16 protein-coding genes are annotated in these 19,238 nt (G+C 41.1%); all 16 read right to left on the reverse strand.

Translation table 11 applies throughout. The features are described from left to right. Positions 1–262: 262 nt before the first annotated feature. A complete protein-coding gene (locus EUBREC_RS10270; protein WP_012743109.1) occupies positions 263–1,042 on the reverse strand; it encodes a CPBP family intramembrane glutamic endopeptidase in 780 nt (259 codons plus the stop codon). 63 nt (positions 1,043–1,105) lie between these two features. Next, the gene (locus EUBREC_RS10275) at positions 1,106–1,759 is read right to left on the reverse strand and encodes an HAD hydrolase-like protein (protein ID WP_012743110.1); all 654 of its coding nucleotides are present in this window, start codon (positions 1,757–1,759) and stop codon (positions 1,106–1,108) included. Positions 1,760–1,805: 46 nt separating this feature from the next. Next, a complete protein-coding gene (locus EUBREC_RS10280) occupies positions 1,806–3,548 on the reverse strand; it encodes a vWA domain-containing protein (protein ID WP_041254129.1) in 1,743 nt (580 codons plus the stop codon). A gap of 33 nt (positions 3,549–3,581) precedes the next feature. Beyond that, positions 3,582–4,499, reverse strand: a complete 918-nt coding sequence (locus EUBREC_RS10285; protein WP_012743112.1) for an AAA family ATPase — start codon at positions 4,497–4,499, stop codon at positions 3,582–3,584. Positions 4,500–4,595: 96 nt separating this feature from the next. Beyond that, positions 4,596–6,851 carry a DNA gyrase/topoisomerase IV subunit A gene (locus EUBREC_RS10290; RefSeq protein ID WP_012743113.1) on the reverse strand — a complete coding sequence of 752 codons (2,256 nt, stop codon included), beginning with the start codon at positions 6,849–6,851 and terminating at the stop codon, positions 4,596–4,598. A gap of 70 nt (positions 6,852–6,921) precedes the next feature. Next, a complete protein-coding gene (locus tag EUBREC_RS10295; protein WP_012743114.1) occupies positions 6,922–8,844 on the reverse strand; it encodes a DNA gyrase/topoisomerase IV subunit B in 1,923 nt (640 codons plus the stop codon). Between the two features lie 38 nt (positions 8,845–8,882). After that, positions 8,883–9,980: a PucR family transcriptional regulator gene (locus EUBREC_RS10300; protein WP_012743115.1), complete on the reverse strand. Its 1,098-nt coding sequence runs from the start codon at positions 9,978–9,980 to the stop codon at positions 8,883–8,885. 187 nt (positions 9,981–10,167) lie between these two features. Beyond that, positions 10,168–11,280 (reverse strand): ABC transporter ATP-binding protein, encoded by a 1,113-nt coding sequence (locus tag EUBREC_RS10305; RefSeq protein ID WP_012743116.1) that lies wholly within the window; start codon positions 11,278–11,280, stop codon positions 10,168–10,170. 215 nt (positions 11,281–11,495) lie between these two features. Beyond that, entirely contained in the window at positions 11,496–12,134 is a 639-nt protein-coding gene (locus tag EUBREC_RS10310; protein WP_012743117.1) for a type I phosphoribosyltransferase, read from the reverse strand. Between the two features lie 53 nt (positions 12,135–12,187). After that, positions 12,188–12,625 (reverse strand): dUTP diphosphatase, encoded by a 438-nt coding sequence (gene dut, locus EUBREC_RS10315; RefSeq protein ID WP_012743118.1) that lies wholly within the window; start codon positions 12,623–12,625, stop codon positions 12,188–12,190. Between the two features lie 71 nt (positions 12,626–12,696). Further along, complete coding sequence (locus tag EUBREC_RS10320) at positions 12,697–13,707, reverse strand: NAD(P)H-dependent glycerol-3-phosphate dehydrogenase (protein WP_012743119.1); 1,011 nt, start codon at positions 13,705–13,707, stop codon at positions 12,697–12,699. 47 nt (positions 13,708–13,754) lie between these two features. Further along, entirely contained in the window at positions 13,755–14,408 is a 654-nt protein-coding gene (plsY, locus tag EUBREC_RS10325; RefSeq protein WP_012743120.1) for a glycerol-3-phosphate 1-O-acyltransferase PlsY, read from the reverse strand. After that, the gene (der, locus tag EUBREC_RS10330; RefSeq protein WP_012743121.1) at positions 14,401–15,726 is read right to left on the reverse strand and encodes a ribosome biogenesis GTPase Der; all 1,326 of its coding nucleotides are present in this window, start codon (positions 15,724–15,726) and stop codon (positions 14,401–14,403) included. The genes plsY and der overlap by 8 nt, the downstream gene beginning before the upstream one ends. A gap of 125 nt (positions 15,727–15,851) precedes the next feature. Beyond that, positions 15,852–17,777 carry an ABC-2 transporter permease gene (locus tag EUBREC_RS10335; protein WP_012743122.1) on the reverse strand — a complete coding sequence of 642 codons (1,926 nt, stop codon included), beginning with the start codon at positions 17,775–17,777 and terminating at the stop codon, positions 15,852–15,854. Further along, a complete protein-coding gene (locus tag EUBREC_RS10340) occupies positions 17,752–18,657 on the reverse strand; it encodes an ABC transporter ATP-binding protein (protein WP_041254132.1) in 906 nt (301 codons plus the stop codon). The genes EUBREC_RS10335 and EUBREC_RS10340 overlap by 26 nt, the downstream gene beginning before the upstream one ends. Beyond that, on the reverse strand, positions 18,641–19,090 hold the full coding sequence (locus EUBREC_RS10345; protein WP_012743124.1) for a GntR family transcriptional regulator: 450 nt from the start codon (positions 19,088–19,090) through the stop codon (positions 18,641–18,643). The genes EUBREC_RS10340 and EUBREC_RS10345 overlap by 17 nt, the downstream gene beginning before the upstream one ends. Between the last annotated feature and the right edge of the window lie 148 nt (positions 19,091–19,238).

Below are 19,238 nucleotides of genomic sequence, written 5' to 3' on the forward strand. Positions count from 1 at the left end.
AGGTTATACGTACAATTTACTTTTTAAAATTCCAAAACTTTTTTCAATAACTTATGTTAAAAAACGTCCTAATAACAAATTGTGTCTGAATTGTGCATGTGTTACCGTAGCTTTTCATGTCTTATATCATAAAAAAATCAGCTACACTTTTTATTGTATAGCTGATTTTTATAAACATCCAGTAACTATCCTAAATCGCATTGCTCATATTCGTAAAACTGCACGATACTTGTACTTTGTGTGCACTCCGTTTTGGTCCATGCTAAACAGTTCCTTCTGTGTGCTTCGCATAATAATAAAATATCACAGCACCAACACCAAGGCACATGACAGATACCACCCATGCCATTACACTGCCATCAACAGTCCACTTCAAAATACCGGTCTCTGTCCTTATAACAGCAAACGCATTTGCGGTAATATGACCAATCATAGCCGCATACACATGCCCTGACTTATACATGAAAGCTGCAAGCACAAGGCCAAGTAAAAAAGCATAGACAAACTGCACTATATTAAAATGAATGAGCCCAAACAAAAGCGCCGACAAAAATACCGCCTGTGGCACATTCATTATTTTGCGCATATTTCCAAATACAATGCCTCTGAAAACAAGCTCCTCCATAATCGGAGAAAGAATTGCCGAGCCAATCAGCTCAATTACAAGAGTGCTTGCATAAAAGCTCTCATTCGCCCTGGCATATCCTTCTGAGAGCCCGATAAGCGGTGACATTGTGATGATATTATTGAGCGCAAATGAAATAAAAAGTGTAATCACAATCACCCAGAGCACATTTATAAAAAGTACCCTGTCTATCTTTGGTTTTTTAACAAACATCTGCTGTGTCGGCTTATAGCTTGCAAAATACATAAATGGTATTGTAATTGCCGCAGATATTATCTGCGCTATCATGTATGTCGAAGCTGTGTGTCCGATGAACGCAAAAATAAAGTACATTGCGCTCAGAAAAACAATGTAGTAAAGCACAATCGGGACAATTATCTCCCACACTATCGCTCTTAATTTTAAATTCTTATTCATGAAATCCCATTCCTATCTACTGTTTATAACCTTAGGTCTCAATGCATTGCATTTTCATAAAAGCTAATCGAAAAGCTTGGAAAGTACATCCAGAAGCTGCCTTAAATCATCTATCACAGCTTTCGCTCCTGCACTCACCATCTCGTTAACATCGCCGAAGCCAAAGCTTACCGCTATGCTTGGCACATCGACACGATTTGCTCCCTCGATATCAAACATAGTATCTCCGATTAAACACATCTCATCCCTTGGAATGTCTGACCACCGGCGCATCACCTCGTTAAGTACTTCTTCCTTTGTATCTATCCTGCCGTCAAACGTAGCTCCGACCACCTCATCAAACATATCCAGTATTCCAAAATGCTCCAAAATACGCTCACACGATTTTTCCGGCTTCGATGATGCAAGTCCTATCCTATAGCCGGCTGCTTTAAGCGCCTCTATGCATTCCTTTACTCCTGGAAAAAGCGAACATTCAAATATACCTATTTTGTTATAGCGCTCTCTGTACTTTTCGACCGCTTCAAGTGCTCTCTCCTTAGTAAATCCGTAATGCTCCATAAATGTGTTTATGAGCGGCGGTCCTATAAAGAAAAACAGACTGTTTCTGTCAGGCTCATCTATGCCAAAGTGTGAAAGTGCATATTGTGCCGACTTTGTGATGCCCTCTGATGAGTCAATCAGCGTTCCGTCCAAATCAAATAATATTGCTTTCATTTGTTATCTCCATTGCTTTAAATTTATTGTACTTTTAATTAAAATGCTAGTTCAGTATCTCATTTAACACTCGTCCGACAGCATCGGCAAACTCGTTGATACTCTTTATCTTCACGAGACTTCTGCCGAATATCTTTGTTGCAAGCTCACTGTCATGCGCACTTCCCATGAAGATGCCAATTACGTCTATTCCATGGTTTTTAAGCCTCTGCACCTCATTTACGGTGTCCTTAACAGCAAGAGCATCAGTGTACTCCCTGTCCTTATAAAAGGCTCCCTCCCCTGCTATCTGATCATCCTGGGGACTTGCATCCGAAAACATGAAAAGTAACTTCTTTGGCTTTGGACTTAGCTCCATCAGATGTGATGCCGCGCGCAGAGCAAGGCCATCCCTGTTATTTCCTGCCGCAACAAAATGAAACAACTCATCCTCCACACCATAATCATCATATTCCTTAAAAATATGCATCACCGTGTAGCCTCTTATGCTGCAATATGAGTAAATCTGCACCGGTATGCCACAATTAGTCAGACTCTTTGACAGTACATATGCCTGTGCTGCTATCTTCTGCTGCATCTGTTTTCTGGAAGAAGACGCATCCATCAGTATGTCGACAGAAAAGCCCGGCGTCTCCACCTCATCTTTTCGCTCAAAAACACGCGGATTGTCCAAATACAGCGCCTTCCATACTCTCGAAGGCTTTATACGGCCGTGTGTTGAAGCATCCATAAATGTCTCATCTGCTGTCTCCAGGTGCATTCTAAGGCTTTCTGTAAGTCTCCTTATACTGTTTTGATACACTGCCATGTTTTTTTCAAAATGCTCTTTATTCTTGTCATATTGCATGGCTGTCTCTTTTTTAAATGCAAGAATTTCCCTGCGCTCTCTTTTGTTGTCAATCTCATCAGGTACAGTCTGCTTTTTCTCCGATGAAATACCTCTGGTAAAAAGCAAGTGACAGTTTTTGTGATTTCCTACACAGAGCTTTTTCTCCATCTCGGCCTGCTGCCTGTCAGAATACATGCTTTTTCCAAAGCAGGCTGTCACATACCGCTTTGCTTCTATTGGATCTTTCTGCAATGCAAACTGCAACAGATATCTCTTTGAATGCTCCATAGACAAAGCTGCTGTGTCCGAGGCCATATTTTTATCATAAAAGCTATTCGCTCTGACATACTGTGTGCTGACTTTTCCTATTGAGTGAAATGCCCCTGCTACCTTCTGCAAGAAATATATGCCCTGCGGCTTTACCACCTTTATCGGCTTATACGAGAAATACTTCCACAGATTTTCTCTCGTTTTTTCTATAATCTCATCCGTTGTCATATCAGGTGTAAAACAAAAAGCATGCAGTATCTCTTCATCCTCTTTGCAAAGACCTGATGGTTTTCCAAGTATCCTTCTGCAATGTGCATTTCTGATTATATCAATCCTCGAATACTCCCTGTTTTTATTGACTCCTGCAAGGCTCTTTTTCGCGTACTCAAGCCTTAAATCATATAAGGCAGGCCTCGTTTGTCTCTCCTTTTCATACAGGACATTTTCCAAACCTATCCATAAAAGACCCTCATACAACGTAGCGTTTTTTCCTGTCAGCTGATTGAATAAAGCATCTATCTTGTCATGCTCATACCACTTGTATTCAAGCCCAATAATCAGATTCAGATAAATATCAGCGGATCCATCAGGTGCAAATGCCAGAAAAAGCGGCTCTATGTCATAATCACAGGCCGCCATCCATATGAAGTTTCTTGCTCTTTTTGCTTCCTTTATATCCTGTTCTTCCATATGTTCCATTCCTTCATATGTCACAAGCTCATATCAACAAAACAGCTGCTCTCTGCTCATCTTCCTTGAGATTCTTGCACGGATTGTATCACGGATAAGCGTCTGCTCATATTCATCAAAGCTCTTGTTTGTTATACCCATATCCAGAGCTGCATATATATTTAAGCCCTTTTCCATCATACCAATTGAACCGATGAGACCACGCAGATCAAGTGCCTTTGATGATATTTCGCCATTTTTACACTTGGTATGCAGTTCAAGAAATACCTCCGCAAGCTCATTTGCTCCCGCTTCACGTATTGTAGGATAATGTTCCTTTATGAGCTTCACAAGGCTCTCTTTTGAAATCATAGGCATCCGGATTACCGCAAAACGTGATACAAGAGCCTCATTTAGCTCCTTTGTGCCTGCATAGCCGTAATTCATCGTGGCAATAAATCTTGTTGCCGGATGAAGCGACAGTCTGTCATAGCCCGGCACATCTATTGTACGTCTGAAATCAAGTGTGGCATGAAGCACTGCCATAGCCTCACTTTTTGCCATATTTATCTCATCAAGCACCGCAAAGCCGCCGGTTTTTGCCGCTGTATACACAGGTCCCGGTCTGAAAGTTACTTCTCCGGCGCTAAACGTATCCGTTCCGATAAGTGATGCTGCATCCATATTTACGTGAAATGACACATCCCAGCGTGGTCTGTTAAATACACCTGCCAGATTCTCTGCGAAAAGATTCTTTCCTGTGGCCTTTTCTCCTACTAAAAGCAGATTTTCTCCACACAAAACAGCTGTTATAGCCTGTTCCCACACATCGCTTCCGTAATAAAACTGTGTAGGCACGGGGATTCTTGACTCATACTCCTTGTCCACCGGATACTGCGAGCGAAACTTTTCAATTTCCTTAATCAGATTTTCTGAAATGCCAAGCTCTCTTAATTTGTCCAACAAGCTCATCGCTTCCTTTCATGTCAGATATTTTAACTGCTCCAGGCCATACATACTCAAAACCGTACACAGTTTATGCTTTACGTTATATTGTCATGTGATATATTATTTCTTCACGCCCTTAGTGTCACGGTTTGCAATGTGCAGCCTGTGAAGCGCCACCTGCTTACCCTTTACCTCGACCTCTTTTTCATCCTGGTCATTAAGCAGATAAATGTCAGTAAGCTCATCCTCTCTGTCAAGCCTCATTCCCCTGACACCTACTGCTGCCTTTTTCTTTTCAGGAATAGTGCCACAGTCGATTCGAAGGAACATCTCCTTCTTTGAACGCATTACCATTGTAGCATTCTCTGAAAGCATGTCAACAAACAACAGCTCATCATCATCCATGAGCTTTGTGGCCTGCGAGGTCTTTCGTGTCACCACAAATTCAGCACCATCCACGAGCTTTATCATGGCTGACTTCGTTCCAAATATAAGCTTGTGCTTTTCAACATCCATAAGAGGTGCTATAAATACTATATCCTCCTTACTGCTGTCATAGTTGCTTACATTGTCAATAGGTGTGCCCTTGTCACGGAATTTGCCGTAAGGCAGGTCTAATACCTTGACAAGATGCATGTTTCCGTTGTTTGTGAAAATGCACAGCTTATCTATATTTTTGACCTTTAATATCAGCTTGTTCTCTGCGTCAGCTGTATCTTTGTTTCTATCATAGGTTGAAGTATCTACTGTCTTCACATAGCCGAAGCGGTCCATAAGCAGCACTACATCCGATACCTCAAGCTCTTTTTTGACTACAACTGCTTCCTCGAGATTATCAAGCTCTGTGCGTCTGTCCCTTGCATATTCCTTGCGGAACGCTTTAAGCTCCTTCATAATGACCTTTGCCATGGACGAGCGATGCTCTAAAATATCGCTGTACTCTGCAATCTTTGCCCTGGTCTCCTCGTGTTCCTTAATCAGAGCCTCAATTTCGAGTCCAATCAGCTTGTACAGACGCATTTCAAGGATAGCAGCTGCCTGACGCTCAGTAAAGCAAAGCTGGGCTGCCATGGCCTCTGAAGCCTTTGACTTGAATTTAATTCCCTCTGTCTCTCCGTTTATGAGACATGCCTTTGCCATTTTCTGGTCACGGCTTCCTCTTAATATTTCAATAATCAGATCTATCACGTTGCAGGCCTTTATGAGTCCCTGCTGTATTTCTTCTTTCTCCTGCTCCTTTGCAAGAAGTGTCTCATACTTTCTTTTTGCAATCTCATACTGGAAATTGACATGGTGCCTTATTATTGGTACAAGACCAAGCGTCTCAGGTCTTCCATTTGCGACGGCCAGCATATTTACACCGAAAGTGTCCTCCAGCTTTGTCTTTTTATACAAAAGGTTCTTAAGTGCCTCAACATCAGCACCTTTTTTAAGCTCTAAGACAATTCTTATTCCCTCTTTCGATGATTGGTTGGTTATGTCCACAATATCCGTTGTCGCTTTTGACTCGACAAGTGAATAGACATCATTTAAGAATTTTCCTATATTGGCACCAATCATTGTATATGGGATTTCCGTAATGACAAGCTTGTCCTTTCCTGCCTTCCCCTTCTCTATTTCGATTCTTCCACGGATTTTTATCTTTCCCTGTCCGGTCTCATATATTGCTGCAAGATCATCCTGATTTGCAACAATGCCTCCTGTCGGAAAATCAGGCCCCTTTATATACTGCATCATCTCGGCTGTGGTGATATCAGGATTTTTCATATAAGCAATCACACCGTCCACCACCTCGCCAAAATTGTGTGGCGGAATGCTTGTCGCCATGCCGACTGCTATACCCTCAGCTCCATTTATCAAAAGGTTCGGCACCTTGACCGGAAGCACCTCTGGCTCTTTTTCTGTCTCGTCGTAGTTTGGAATGAAATCAACCACATTTTTGTCAAGATCAGCAAGATATGCTTCCTGTGTGATTTTTTGAAGTCTTGCCTCAGTATAACGCATGGCAGCGGCTCCGTCTCCCTCGATTGAGCCAAAATTACCGTGTCCATCGATAAGCGGCATGCCCTTTTTGAAGTCCTGTGCCAAAACAACCATCGCATCATAGATTGATGAATCGCCGTGTGGATGATATTTACCCATTGTATCACCGACTATACGCGCACTCTTTCTATATGGCTTGTCGTACCTGATGCCCAGCTCATGCATATCATAAAGTGTACGCCTTTGTACAGGCTTAAGCCCATCGCGCACATCCGGCAGGGCTCTTGCTATAATGACACTCATCGCATAGTCAATATATGATTTCTGCATCAGCTCCGAATATTCGGTCTGAATTATATTGTTGTCTACATTGTTATCTATATTTCTATCCATGTCTTTCTCCGATTATAAATACTGCTTAACTATTCAGAACCACTGAGAACCAAAAGCAAAATCGTCATGCTTACACATCCAGCTCCGCGTCATGCGCATGCTCGTATATGAACTCTTTTCTCGGTGGCACATCACTACCCATAAGCAGTGATGTCACATCATTTGCCAGGCGCCCATCCTCTATTTCAATACGCTTTAGCATCCTTGTTGCGGGATTTAGTGTGGTATCCCAGAGCTGATCCGCATCCATCTCTCCAAGACCCTTATATCTTTGCAACGTAAACTTGCCTGTATGTGTCTTTCTGTACTTGTCAAGCTCCGCATCGTCATACAAATATTTTTCCTCGCCCTTTGACGGAATAGCCTTGTAAAGCGGAGGCATGGCAACATATACATGTCCCTCTAAAATAAGCTCAGGCATAAACCTGAAGAACAGAGTCAAAAGCAGTGTGGAGATATGAGCTCCGTCCACATCAGCATCGGCCATAATGATGATTTTGTCATAGCGAAGCTTTGTTATATCAAAATCATTTCCATACCCTTCCGAAAATCCGCAGCCAAACGCATTTATCATTGTCTTTATTTCAGCGTTTGCCAGTACCTTATCAATACTTGCCTTTTCAACATTCAAAATCTTGCCTCGAATCGGCATGATTGCCTGAAACATACGGTTTCTTGCCATCTTTGCCGAGCCTCCGGCCGAATCTCCCTCGACTATGAAAATCTCGCACTTAGAAGCATCCCTGCTCTCACAGTTTGCAAGCTTTCCGTTTGAATCAAAGGAAAACTTCTGCTTTGTGAGCAGATTGGTCTTTGCCTTCTCCTCAGCTTTTCTAATCTTTGCGGCCTTCTCAGCACATGATATTACCGTCTTTAAAACCTCAAGATTCTTGTCAAAATAAAGCGGTACCTCATCATTTGTCACCTTGGCAGTTGCACGGTTTGCATCCTGATTGTCAAGCTTTGTCTTTGTCTGACCCTCAAATCTAGGGTCAGGATGCTTTACTGACACTACAGCAGTCATGCCGTTTCTGACATCTGCTCCGTTGAAATTCGCATCCTTGTCCTTTAATATACCAAGCTCTCTGGCATATGAATTGATAATACCTGTAAACGCAGTCTTAAAGCCTGTGATATGCGCTCCACCCTCAGAATTGTATATATTGTTGCAAAAACCTAGAATATTCTCATGGAACTCGCTTGTATACTGAAAAGCCACCTCAACCTTTATATTCTCACTCTCTCCTGTAAAGTAAATGACATCATGCAGCTTTTCAATATTTTTATCCAAATCCTTTACAAAACCAACAATACCCTCAGGCTCATGATACTCAATATGCTCTGTCGCATCACCTCGTTTGTCCTCGTATATGATTGTAAGCTTCGGATTGAGATATGCAGTCTCCTTCAGTCTGTTCTTTACATCCTCTTCCCTGAATCTTGTCTTCTCAAAAATCTCCGGATCCGGCAGGAAATTAATCTTTGTTCCTGTTTTTTTGGTTTTGCCTAAAGTAGGAAGCAGGCCATTTTCAAGCTCCACGACAGGAACACCCTTTTCATATCTGTCATGGTGGATATAGCCATCTCTGCTTATCTCCACATCCATATATGTGGATAATGCATTTACAACCGACGAACCAACTCCGTGCAGACCTCCACTGGTCTTATATACAGAATTGTCGAATTTACCTCCTGCGTGCAGTGTCGAGAATACAACACGCGCTGCAGATACCCCCTTAGCATGCATACCTACAGGTATTCCACGTCCGTTATCCTCCACCGTACACGAACCGTTTTTCTCAAGAGTTACCCTTATGGTATCACAGGCACCTGCCAGATGCTCATCTACGGAGTTGTCCACAATCTCATATATCAGATGGTTTAGTCCCTTGGTTGTGACACTTCCTATATACATACCCGGTCTTTTTCTGACTGCCTCAAGTCCTTCTAAAATTGCTATGCTTTTCTCATCGTATGTTTGCTTCTTGGCCATACTTGTCTCCTACTTCTTTAAATTGCGTAATAATTATATTATCTGCCCTGCCTGCTATCCTTGATATGCGCTAACACCATCGTAGCTATTTTAAATATCATAGCATCATCAAAGGTTCTGATATCAAGACCTATCGACTTCTCAATACGCTCTAGCCTGTACACAAGCGTATTTCTATGCACATAAAGCTGTCTTGCAGTCTCTGAAATGTTCAGATTGTTCTCGAAGAACTTGGAGATTGTAGACATTGCCTCCTCGTCATCAAGTATCTGTGGCACCTCATCACCAAAAACCTCACGGATAAACATCTCACACAGACTCATTGGAAGCTGATAAATAAGTCTTCCTATGCCCAGCCTGTCATATGCCATAATTTCCTTTTCCACGTAAAACAGCCTGCCAACCTCAAGCGCCATTTTTGCCTCCTGATAAGACTCTGTAATCTTTGGAAGAACATCCGTCGGATTGCCATAGCCCACCCGTACCTTAATCATAGCCTCTGCAAGCAGATTGTCAACCAGACTTCCTGCAATAGATGAAAGCTTTTCCTGAAGCTTTGGTGAATCTATGTCCTCAACATCCTTTACCAGCACTACATTATGCTCATCCATCGCCACCACAAAATCACCGCTTCTGATATCTGCCAGATTCTTTGCAAGCTCAACTGCTATCTCATTGCTGTTCTTTCCGGTATCTATAACATATACTACTCGTTTTCTGTTTTCTATATGTAATTTCTTGGCACGGTTTATTATATCAGAACCAAGCATATTGCCAAGAAGAATATTCTGAATAAAATTATTTCTGTCATATCGCTCTGACTCACCGAGCACAAGTGTACGAAGCTGACAAACTGCCATCCTGCCTATTACAAGATTCTCACTCGTATACGGGCAGAACATTACGAGCACATACTCAAGCTCTGAATCAATTTCAACCGCAAATGCGATTGCATCGTTTTTTTCCCTAACATCCTCTTCGGATACTATAAACTCCTTCACAAAAATGTCGCTATGTTCCGGCTCTTCCACCGTACCTGTCAGATGCTTTCCCTTGGCTGAGTATAAAATCGCATCAAACGAAGTAATATTTTTTATTTCCTCAAGTGATTTTTTCAGTTTCTGATTCGTAATCATATTCTTATCCTCTCATTACTGTTCTGACGTAGGCAAGTAAAAAGCTTCCACAAGTCATAAGCTGTAACCCTGCTATAATTTAACACCGTAACTTAACTTTTCAGAACCTCACACACATTCGCAAAAGAAAACCGGGTGTAAATTATACACCCGGTCTGTCAATTTACAACTATTTAATTTTAACGAACTAGTTGGTAATTGTCAATTCAGTTTCTTTATCAAATACATGAATCTTGTGTGGATCAAATGCAAGCTCAATGTGATCACCGTAACGAGCCGGTGTATCTGAATCAACTCTTGCTGACATATTTGCGCCTGCAACTGTGAAGTATAATAATACCTCTGCACCAAGTAACTCATATCCTGTAACATCTGAATCAATCTTGCATGTAGCAAATTTATCAAGATGCTCTGCTGAATCGTAGATATCCTCAGGTCTGATACCGAATACTACGTTCTTTCCAGCATAACCGCCATCGATAAGCTTCTTAGCCTTTGCCTCTGGAAGTTCAACCTGGTATTTATCGAATTTAAGGAATGCCTTTGCTCCCTCAACAACACACTGAGCATCTATAAAGTTCATCTGTGGTGATCCGATGAATCCTGCAACGAACAGGTTGTTTGGCTGATTGTAAAGCTTCTGTGGGCTGTCTACCTGCATGATAACACCATCTTTAAGAACAACGATTCTTGTTCCAAGTGTCATAGCCTCTGTCTGATCATGTGTAACGTAGATGATTGTTGCACCTAATCTGTTATGTAATGAAGAAATCTCAGATCTCATCTGTACACGAAGCTTTGCATCAAGGTTTGATAAAGGCTCATCCATAAGGAATACCTTAGGATTACGAACGATTGCACGACCCATGGCAACTCGCTGTCTCTGTCCACCTGAAAGAGCCTTTGGCTTACGGTCTAATAATTTCTCAAGGTCAAGGATTCTTGCTGCCTCCTCAACTTTTGCCTTAATCTCATCCTTTGGAACTTTTCTAAGCTTAAGTCCAAATGCCATGTTGTCAAATACTGTCATATGTGGGTAAAGAGCGTAGTTCTGGAATACCATTGCGATATCACGATCCTTTGGCTCTACGTCATTCATAACCTTTCCGTCGATGATAAGCTCTCCTGAAGAAATCTCCTCAAGACCTGCGATCATACGAAGTGTTGTTGATTTTCCACATCCTGAAGGTCCTACGAAGATGATGAACTCTTTATCTTCTACTTCAAGGTTGAAATCCTTAACTGCCTCAAATCCGTTTGGATAAACTTTGCAAACGTTCTTTAATGATAAACTTGCCATTTTAAAAATACCTCCTAAGTATTATGTACATATATGTAACTGTTCAGTGCCTTGACTGTCTGTTACCTTGTTTCTTTGTATCTTTATAATACAAAACATATCGTCAATTGGCTATAGTCAATCCGCCAAATAATTTAACGTGTTGTTGTCATTATGACGAAACACAGTCTGATATCGAAACAATTACAAGGTAATTACTGCAATAAACGTACTAATTACAGCTTAGAATATCCAAAGCCATTGACCATAGCCTCAATCGGCAGCCCCTTCTTGCAGAATGGACACTCTGTAACAGGATATGTCTGGTAGTTTACCACATCATCGTCATCAAACAGCTTATCAATCTTTACTCCATTGACCTCATCGATGGTTGAGAATATGGACGCAATACATGTGACCATACCGCCATAATAGTTGATACACTCCATCGCTCTTCTGATCGTCTCACCTGTCGTGGTAGTTGCCAGAAGAAGTACAACATGCTTGCCATCTATAGCGCCCTTATTGTTATCCCTGAAAAGCATCTGTCCGTTGTTAATCTCAGGCGATACAACGTAAATTGTCTCGTGCTTATTCACAGACATAAGTCCGTTTCGCTCAATCTCCTGGCTTAAGAATGCACCAATCATTTCTGTTCCATCCATACATACTATTGTATCTATATATGAATGATGCGGTACCTTGGTGTAAAGAGCCTTTGCAGCTTCCTTTGCCTCGGACACACGGGTCTTGATGCTTGTCACATCTACATAATAATTAATATGCGAATGACTTGTAGCGAAATGTCCCGGTATAGCGTGTAAGTTTAAGCCTGCACTCTCCTTTGATTTAAATTTTACAATACGATTTTCCATGATAAGTCCCCCTTTTTAAGTAAAGATTAGTTTTAATTGTAACTCATTTGTGATTAATTAGCTCCCGTAGAACCGAATCCACCGGCACCACGCTTCGTATCAGAAAGCTCTGACACCTCATTAAACTCAACAGCCAGATATGGCATGACCACAAGCTGCGCTATGCGATCTCCGGGATTAATAGTGCGTGCCTGCGTTCCATCATTGTGAAGAGCCACAATATACTCTCCCCTGTAATCACTGTCACACACACCCACGCAGTTTGCCGGGCGAAGTGCCTGCTTTGCAGCTAAGCCACTTCTGGCAAAAACTGCCCCAAAATATCCGTCAGGAATCTCTATCGAAAGCCCCGTGCCTATCTTTGCTGTCTCGTGTGGCTCAATGACAAGATCCTTAGTAATGTCGGCATATAAATCATAGCCTGCTGCATATTCACTTCCCCTTGTAGGGATTTTGGCTGTGGTTGTCAATTTTTTTATATTTATTTTCATTTTATAATTTCCCCTGATGTAATTTTATATATGACCGTCTATAGCCATTTATTACCCAACCTGTTAACTAATTATTTCCACTCCAGACTTGAGTGCTCAATCTTCCTGTCACGAAGCATAAGCTCTGAGACAGCCTCCTTTGCCGGCTTATCCTCAAAAAGCACTCTGTTTACTTCCTCGATAATCGGCATCCTTACATCATATTTTTCTGCAAGGGCAAGTGCAGCCTTTGCTGAATAGATGCCCTCTACAACCATCTTGACTTCTTTTGTTGCTTCATCCATTGTGTAGCCCTGACCTATGAGCATTCCGGCCTTTCTATTACGGCTGTGACGACTCTCACATGTAACAATAAGGTCTCCGATACCTGTCAGTCCAAAAAGTGTCTCCGCCTTTGCTCCCATCTCAATCGCAAGCACAGATATTTCTGCAATTCCTCTGGTAATAAGCGCTGCCTTTGTATTATCTCCATAGCCAAGTCCGTCTGCCATGCCTGCTGCAAGTGCTATGACATTCTTGAGGGAGCCTCCAAGCTCCATTCCAAGCACATCAGGACTGGTATACACACGAAATACCTCATTCATAAAAAGATCCTGTACTATCTCAGCGGTCTTCTGTGTCCTTGCTCCTGCAACAACAGTCGTAGGAAGCAGCCGTCCGACCTCCTCTGCATGTGAAGGTCCACACATTACAGCCACATCAGCGCAAGGTATCTCACTCTCTACCACATCAGATATTGTCATAAGAGTGTTTTCTTCAATTCCCTTTGCCACACAGACAATTATCTGTCCTTCCTTCACAAACGGAGCCATTTTTACTGCTGTGCTTCTGGTGAATACAGAAGGTACCGCAAGTACAAGTATATCGTTATTTTTGATTGTTTCCTCTATATCTGTTGTAAAGGTAATGCTATCCGGAAGCTTTACTCCAGGAAGCTTATCAATATGCTCATGCTTTTCTTTAAGCATCTCAATCTCGCTCTCCACAATTGACCATATTTCAACAGAATGTCCGTTATTTGCAAGCACCAGGGATAATGCTGTACCCCAGCTTCCTGCACCTATAATACCTACTCTACTCATTTTCTATGCCTCGTATTTTATATAATTATTATAATCAAAAACTATTATTACTTTGCCTTCTGACCAAATTTATTTTCAGTTCCACTTAAAAGTCTCTTGATATTGGCTCTGTGTCGCCAGATAGCCATCGCCGTAAAACAAGCAGCAAGTATATCAAACTCGACCGCATAATTGCCACTTACTCCAAGCAGCCCCATATGGTTAAACACAATTGCCTGAATCAGAAACGATATAACAACCAGTATAGAACCAAGCGAGACATATCTTGTTATGGCTACAGCAAGAATAAACAATACCAGACATATCGGAGCCGCAATCGGACATACAGCAAGTATCACACCTGATGTACATGCTATTCCCTTTCCTCCCTTAAAATTGAGAAAGAACGGAAAATTGTGTCCAAGCACCGCTCCAAAGCCTGCATACAGCTCTATGCATTTAACAGCCTGTGGATATGTATTTCTATATATGAAATAAAATATCAAAACCGCTATGATTGCCTTGAACAAATCACCAAAGAAAGTAACTGCACCGGCCTTCCATCCAAGTGTCCGAAGTGTATTGGTGGTGCCTGAATTACCGCTTCCATGCTCTCTTACATCTATTCCATGTGCCTTACCATAAAAATATCCGGTCTGAAAGGTTCCAAAGAAATACCCTACGACCAATGCTAAAATCCTAGCCAGTATCATTTTACTCATTTTCCTTTCGTTCTCTTGTAATAAACTTAAGTGCAGTTCCCCTGAAACCAAATGTATCCCTGATTCTGTTCTCGAGATATCTGGTATATGAGAAATGCATAAGATTCTTGTCGTTTACAAAGATTACAAAGGTAGGCGGCTTAACCGAAACCTGAGTCACATAGTATATCTTAAGTCTCTTGCCCTTGTCTGTAGGCGGCTGCTGCATGGCAACTGCCTCCGTAACGATCTCATTTAGCACTCCTGTTGCAACACGCATTGAGTTATTTTCTATAACAACATCGATGAGCTCAAATATCTTGTTGAGTCTCTGACCTGATTTTGCCGAAATAAACAGTATCTCTGCATATGGTATAAAACTTAATATCTGTCGGATTTTCTCTGTGTGCTGCTTTACGGTATTATTATCCTTTTCAATAGCATCCCATTTATTGACAGCAATGATAATTCCCTTGCCTCTTTCGTGTGCAATACCCGCAATTTTAGCATCCTGCTCAGTAACTCCCTCTGTAGCATCTATCACTACAATGACAACATCAGCTCTCTCAACTGCGGAAACTGCACGTATAATACTGTATCGCTCTATATCCTCTTTTATCTTATTCTTGCGCCTGAGACCGGCTGTATCGATAAATATATACTCCTTACCATCATATTTTATGGCTGTATCGATAGCATCTCTTGTGGTGCCTGCTATATCTGACACTATTACCCTGTCCTCACGGGCAAGCTTGTTGATAAGCGATGACTTACCTACATTAGGCTTACCTACTATAGCAACTCTCGGTCTGTCATCCTCATCGTCCTGCTTAGATGAATCCGGAAAATGCTTTACAACCTCATCAAGCATATCTCCGAGTCCAAGCATCGAAGCTGCAGATATAGGATGTGGATCACCAATTCCTAAGTTATAAAACTCATACACATCCGTCATATACTTTTCAAAGCTGTCCACCTTATTGACAACTAATACAACCGGCTTGTGTGAACGACGAAGCATATCCGCCACCTTTGAATCAGAATCAACAAGTCCCTGCTTCACATCTGTAATAAAAATAATAACATCTGCGGTGTCTATAGCAATCTGTGCCTGCTCTCTCATCTGTGACAGTATCACGTCTCCGGATTCCGGCTCAATACCACCTGTATCAATCATGGTAAAATTATAATCAAGCCATGATACATCTGCATAGATTCTGTCTCTTGTGACACCCGGAGTGTCCTTTACTATAGATATCCTCTCTCCTGCAAGCGCATTGAAGAGAGTAGATTTTCCAACATTTGGACGGCCAACGATGGCCACTACTGGTCTGCTCATATACTCTCCTGTTCTAAATTCATATTAGATTATAGACTAATTGTAACTATTCAGAATAATGATAAAATAATAAACAAAACATCTATAACAGAGTAATTATATCACAATACCATTTACAGAGACAACTATTCATATGTCAAAAGTGGTTCTTTTGATGAAATTAATCCATTTTCTTTAAGAACAGCTATCAGATTAGTACAGTTTTCGCCAAAACTAATGTTGACCGAATACGTTTCAATACCATCGGAACGGGCATCCCCAAAATCAGAATACTCCTTTGTCACACCCAGTATATCCAACAGCTCCTCATACCATGTGAAGCCATCGACATTCCAGCTTTTTCCAATCCTGTTGCCCTTTGGCACTGTAAAATTCAGCATAAGATTGTACATATAGCTGGTATCCTTATCAACTCCGTCAAGCATTCTCTGCAAATTATATTCCTGCATCACACCGGCCTCAACATCCTTCTTTACAGCATCAAAAATATCCGCAGCAACTTTTCCGTTAAAGCGCTCATTCAGCACATCTACATATTTATCATTATACTGCTCTGCCGAGCCATTGATAAAGGTAATATCTGTCGTATCACACTGCATTATAGCATTAATAATATTCTGTGGTTTATTTTCCTCCGCCATAATCGCCTTACACTGCTTATGTGGATTAAAATCATCCGTTGTATGATATACACGGTTGACCTTTTCTCCATTTTTTAATGTATATGAGATTGTAATATACCCGGAATCATCATATCTCTTTTTAAAATAATCCTTTTTCTGCGCCATAAGTATCTTTTGAGTCTCTAAAATCTTTTCAACATCCTTTCCCTCCAGATTGATATCAAAATCTATGGCTATACAGGCAGAATCAATATCCGCAAGCTTCGGTATATAATTTTCCTGCACATTTCCGTAAACTGTTATACCTCCAAATACAACTACAACAAAAGCACCAAAAGCAATGATTTCCTTAAATAGTGCTTTAGAAAAAATTTTAAAATTCTTCCTTATAATCATCTCTAAAAGTAAGAAGGCTATGATTCCAAGCACCACTGCCAGCATCATAATTGTAGGAACACCAATGCTGATTCTAAGTCCAAGCAAAAGCGACGCTGCAACAATAGATAAAATCAATCCTCCCAAACTGCCAAGCCCCCATCTGAAAACCGGCTTAAGCTTTGGAATAGCTATAAAACTTCCTGCATTTTCCAAATCTCTATGCTTATAAATCTTATAAGAAATAAAGTATATAACTGCAGCCGCGATGACATAGACTACGATAGTATTTGTGCCTCTGAAGGTATATTTAATGCAGTAATAATCATCCCCTGCATTCTTCATGGTCGGATGAAAGCCTACCCGATTGAGAAGCTGTAGCATGGGTGCAAACCACGTAGCACTTATTTTCCTTACAAATTCCATATATGAAAGCCCGTATGATACATATGTGAGCACATTGGCAATAGCAATAACCGCTCCACCATACAGCAGATTGACAACCGCATACATCACTGCTACAGAAACCAGCTGTCCTGTAATCATTGCGCACAGACACACCAGGCTGTACATAAAAAAAGATATTCCCATTGTAGCAAGCAGATTGATTCCAATATGTACCACCTTAGTATTTCCATATGATATACATATAACAAACGACATAATGTACTTAATTATCTGCGGAATCCACATAAACAGCAGACCTGTCAACACATTGGTCGAAAAAAGCTGCCGCCTCGTCACAGGCATAGAGTGAATCATATTACAAGCTCTCGAATTATACAGGTAACTGAACATTGCCATGCCTGTAACCAATGCCATGACAAAAATAAAAATCATATCCGCCTCCATGCTGATAGCCGGGGATATTATATCAAGCATATACTTATGCCAGTTTTTGCCATAAATAAACTCTGCATTCTTAAATCTGCTCCACATGGAAAACGGACCGTTGAGTAATAGCACTATTGTATACAGTGTCCAGATTGGCCAGTAAAGCTTTACATTCTTTTGCAGCATTGTTCTATTAATAAATGATATCTTTGACTTCATAGTCCTCTCCTCCCATCTCATAGATAAATATTTCCTCCAGAGTAAGAGGCAGTACATCCACTACCTGCGGACTGTCTTTGCCATCTGTAATCGCCTTTACTACAGCATCTGGCTCTCCACGCACAATAACTGTGTATACTCTTCCTATATTTGACATATGAAGTACTTTAAAATCCTGTGGTATCTTAGGCATACCATACGGACACGCAATCTGAATCTTTGAAATATTGCCCTGCAGCTCCGTGAGTGACCTCTCTATCATAATCTTTCCATTATTAAGAATACCTACATGATCACATACATCCTCCAGCTCACGCAGATTATGGGACGATACAACAACTGTGGTATTATTAACAGCTACATCATCAAGCATGATAGACCATATCTGTCTTCTCATAACAGGATCAAGCCCATCAACAGGCTCATCAAGTACAATAAGCTTTGGTTTACAGCACAGTGCAAGCCAGAAGGCAACCTGCTTCTGCATCCCCTTTGAAAGCTTTCTGATATTTCTTTTAACATCTATAGATGGGAAAAACTCCTGCATCCTGTAAAACTGCTTCTCATCAAAATTTGGATACATTCCCTTATAATAATGCATCATATTAATTGTATCAGATTGCAAAAAATAAAACATATCATCCGGAATGTAAGCCATCTGCCCTTTAATCCTTGCATTTTCATATACAGGCTCACCATCAATAAACACTTCCCCTGCATCCTGTCTCATTACTCCTGTAATATGCCTGATAAGTGTAGATTTGCCGGCTCCGTTTGGGCCCACAAGCCCATAGACAGCTCCTTTTTCCACGTTCATATTCACACCATCAAGTGCCGTAAAATCGTCAAATTTTTTCACTAAATTATTTATCTGTATCATCATTACCCTCTGTCACAACATCTTCTGTCTGCATATCTTGTGTTACAAATCTGACTAAGTCATCTTCCATGCTCAGCTGCTCTTTCGCATCATCCATTCTTGTTTTCAATTCCTCAACAGGTGTTTCAAGCACAAATAACTCTGTCACCACCTGGTCAAAGAGTATTTTCAAATTCCTTGTCAGACTCTGCCTGGCTGTCTTAGCATCAGCAACAAAGGTTCCTTTACCACTTTTAGTATAAAGATAGCCTTCCTCCTCAAGTTCCCTGTATGCTTTTGCGATAGTGTTAGGATTGATTGCATACTTGCAGGCAAGCACACGTACAGACGGTAGCTTTTCGTCCTGCTTAATAACATTCATAACAATCATTCGTCTGATGCCTTCCTTAATTTGTTCATAAATAGGCTTTGAATCTCGATAATTTAACTGCATATCGTTCTCCCCTGTTCATATACGCCAGTACCGCTGTGACTTTTATATTAACTCAAAGAACCAAAAACTGTCTGGCAGCATCAGTTCCCGCACAGTGTACTATCCAACGTGATACACCTATTTTAACACATATAGCTTTAGGCATTTC

Source organism: Agathobacter rectalis ATCC 33656 (assembly GCF_000020605.1).
GTDB classification, from domain to species: domain Bacteria; phylum Bacillota; class Clostridia; order Lachnospirales; family Lachnospiraceae; genus Roseburia; species Roseburia rectalis.

Excerpts from the sequence above, each read along its gene's own strand:
- EUBREC_RS10270 (WP_012743109.1), bottom strand. The coding sequence starts at position 1,042 with ATGAATAAGAATTTAAAATTAAGAGCGATAGTGTGGGAGATAATTGTC.
- EUBREC_RS10275 (WP_012743110.1), bottom strand. The coding sequence starts at position 1,759 with ATGAAAGCAATATTATTTGATTTGGACGGAACGCTGATTGACTCATCA.
- EUBREC_RS10280 (WP_041254129.1), bottom strand. The coding sequence starts at position 3,548 with ATGGAAGAACAGGATATAAAGGAAGCAAAAAGAGCAAGAAACTTCATA.
- EUBREC_RS10285 (WP_012743112.1), bottom strand. The coding sequence starts at position 4,499 with ATGAGCTTGTTGGACAAATTAAGAGAGCTTGGCATTTCAGAAAATCTG.
- EUBREC_RS10290 (WP_012743113.1), bottom strand. The coding sequence starts at position 6,851 with ATGGATAGAAATATAGATAACAATGTAGACAACAATATAATTCAGACC.
- EUBREC_RS10295 (WP_012743114.1), bottom strand. The coding sequence starts at position 8,844 with ATGGCCAAGAAGCAAACATACGATGAGAAAAGCATAGCAATTTTAGAA.
- EUBREC_RS10300 (WP_012743115.1), bottom strand. The coding sequence starts at position 9,980 with ATGATTACGAATCAGAAACTGAAAAAATCACTTGAGGAAATAAAAAAT.
- EUBREC_RS10305 (WP_012743116.1), bottom strand. The coding sequence starts at position 11,280 with ATGGCAAGTTTATCATTAAAGAACGTTTGCAAAGTTTATCCAAACGGA.
- EUBREC_RS10310 (WP_012743117.1), bottom strand. The coding sequence starts at position 12,134 with ATGGAAAATCGTATTGTAAAATTTAAATCAAAGGAGAGTGCAGGCTTA.
- dut (WP_012743118.1), bottom strand. The coding sequence starts at position 12,625 with ATGAAAATAAATATAAAAAAATTGACAACCACAGCCAAAATCCCTACA.
- EUBREC_RS10320 (WP_012743119.1), bottom strand. The coding sequence starts at position 13,707 with ATGAGTAGAGTAGGTATTATAGGTGCAGGAAGCTGGGGTACAGCATTA.
- plsY (WP_012743120.1), bottom strand. The coding sequence starts at position 14,408 with ATGAGTAAAATGATACTGGCTAGGATTTTAGCATTGGTCGTAGGGTAT.
- der (WP_012743121.1), bottom strand. The coding sequence starts at position 15,726 with ATGAGCAGACCAGTAGTGGCCATCGTTGGCCGTCCAAATGTTGGAAAA.
- EUBREC_RS10335 (WP_012743122.1), bottom strand. The coding sequence starts at position 17,777 with ATGAAGTCAAAGATATCATTTATTAATAGAACAATGCTGCAAAAGAAT.
- EUBREC_RS10340 (WP_041254132.1), bottom strand. The coding sequence starts at position 18,657 with ATGATACAGATAAATAATTTAGTGAAAAAATTTGACGATTTTACGGCA.
- EUBREC_RS10345 (WP_012743124.1), bottom strand. The coding sequence starts at position 19,090 with ATGCAGTTAAATTATCGAGATTCAAAGCCTATTTATGAACAAATTAAG.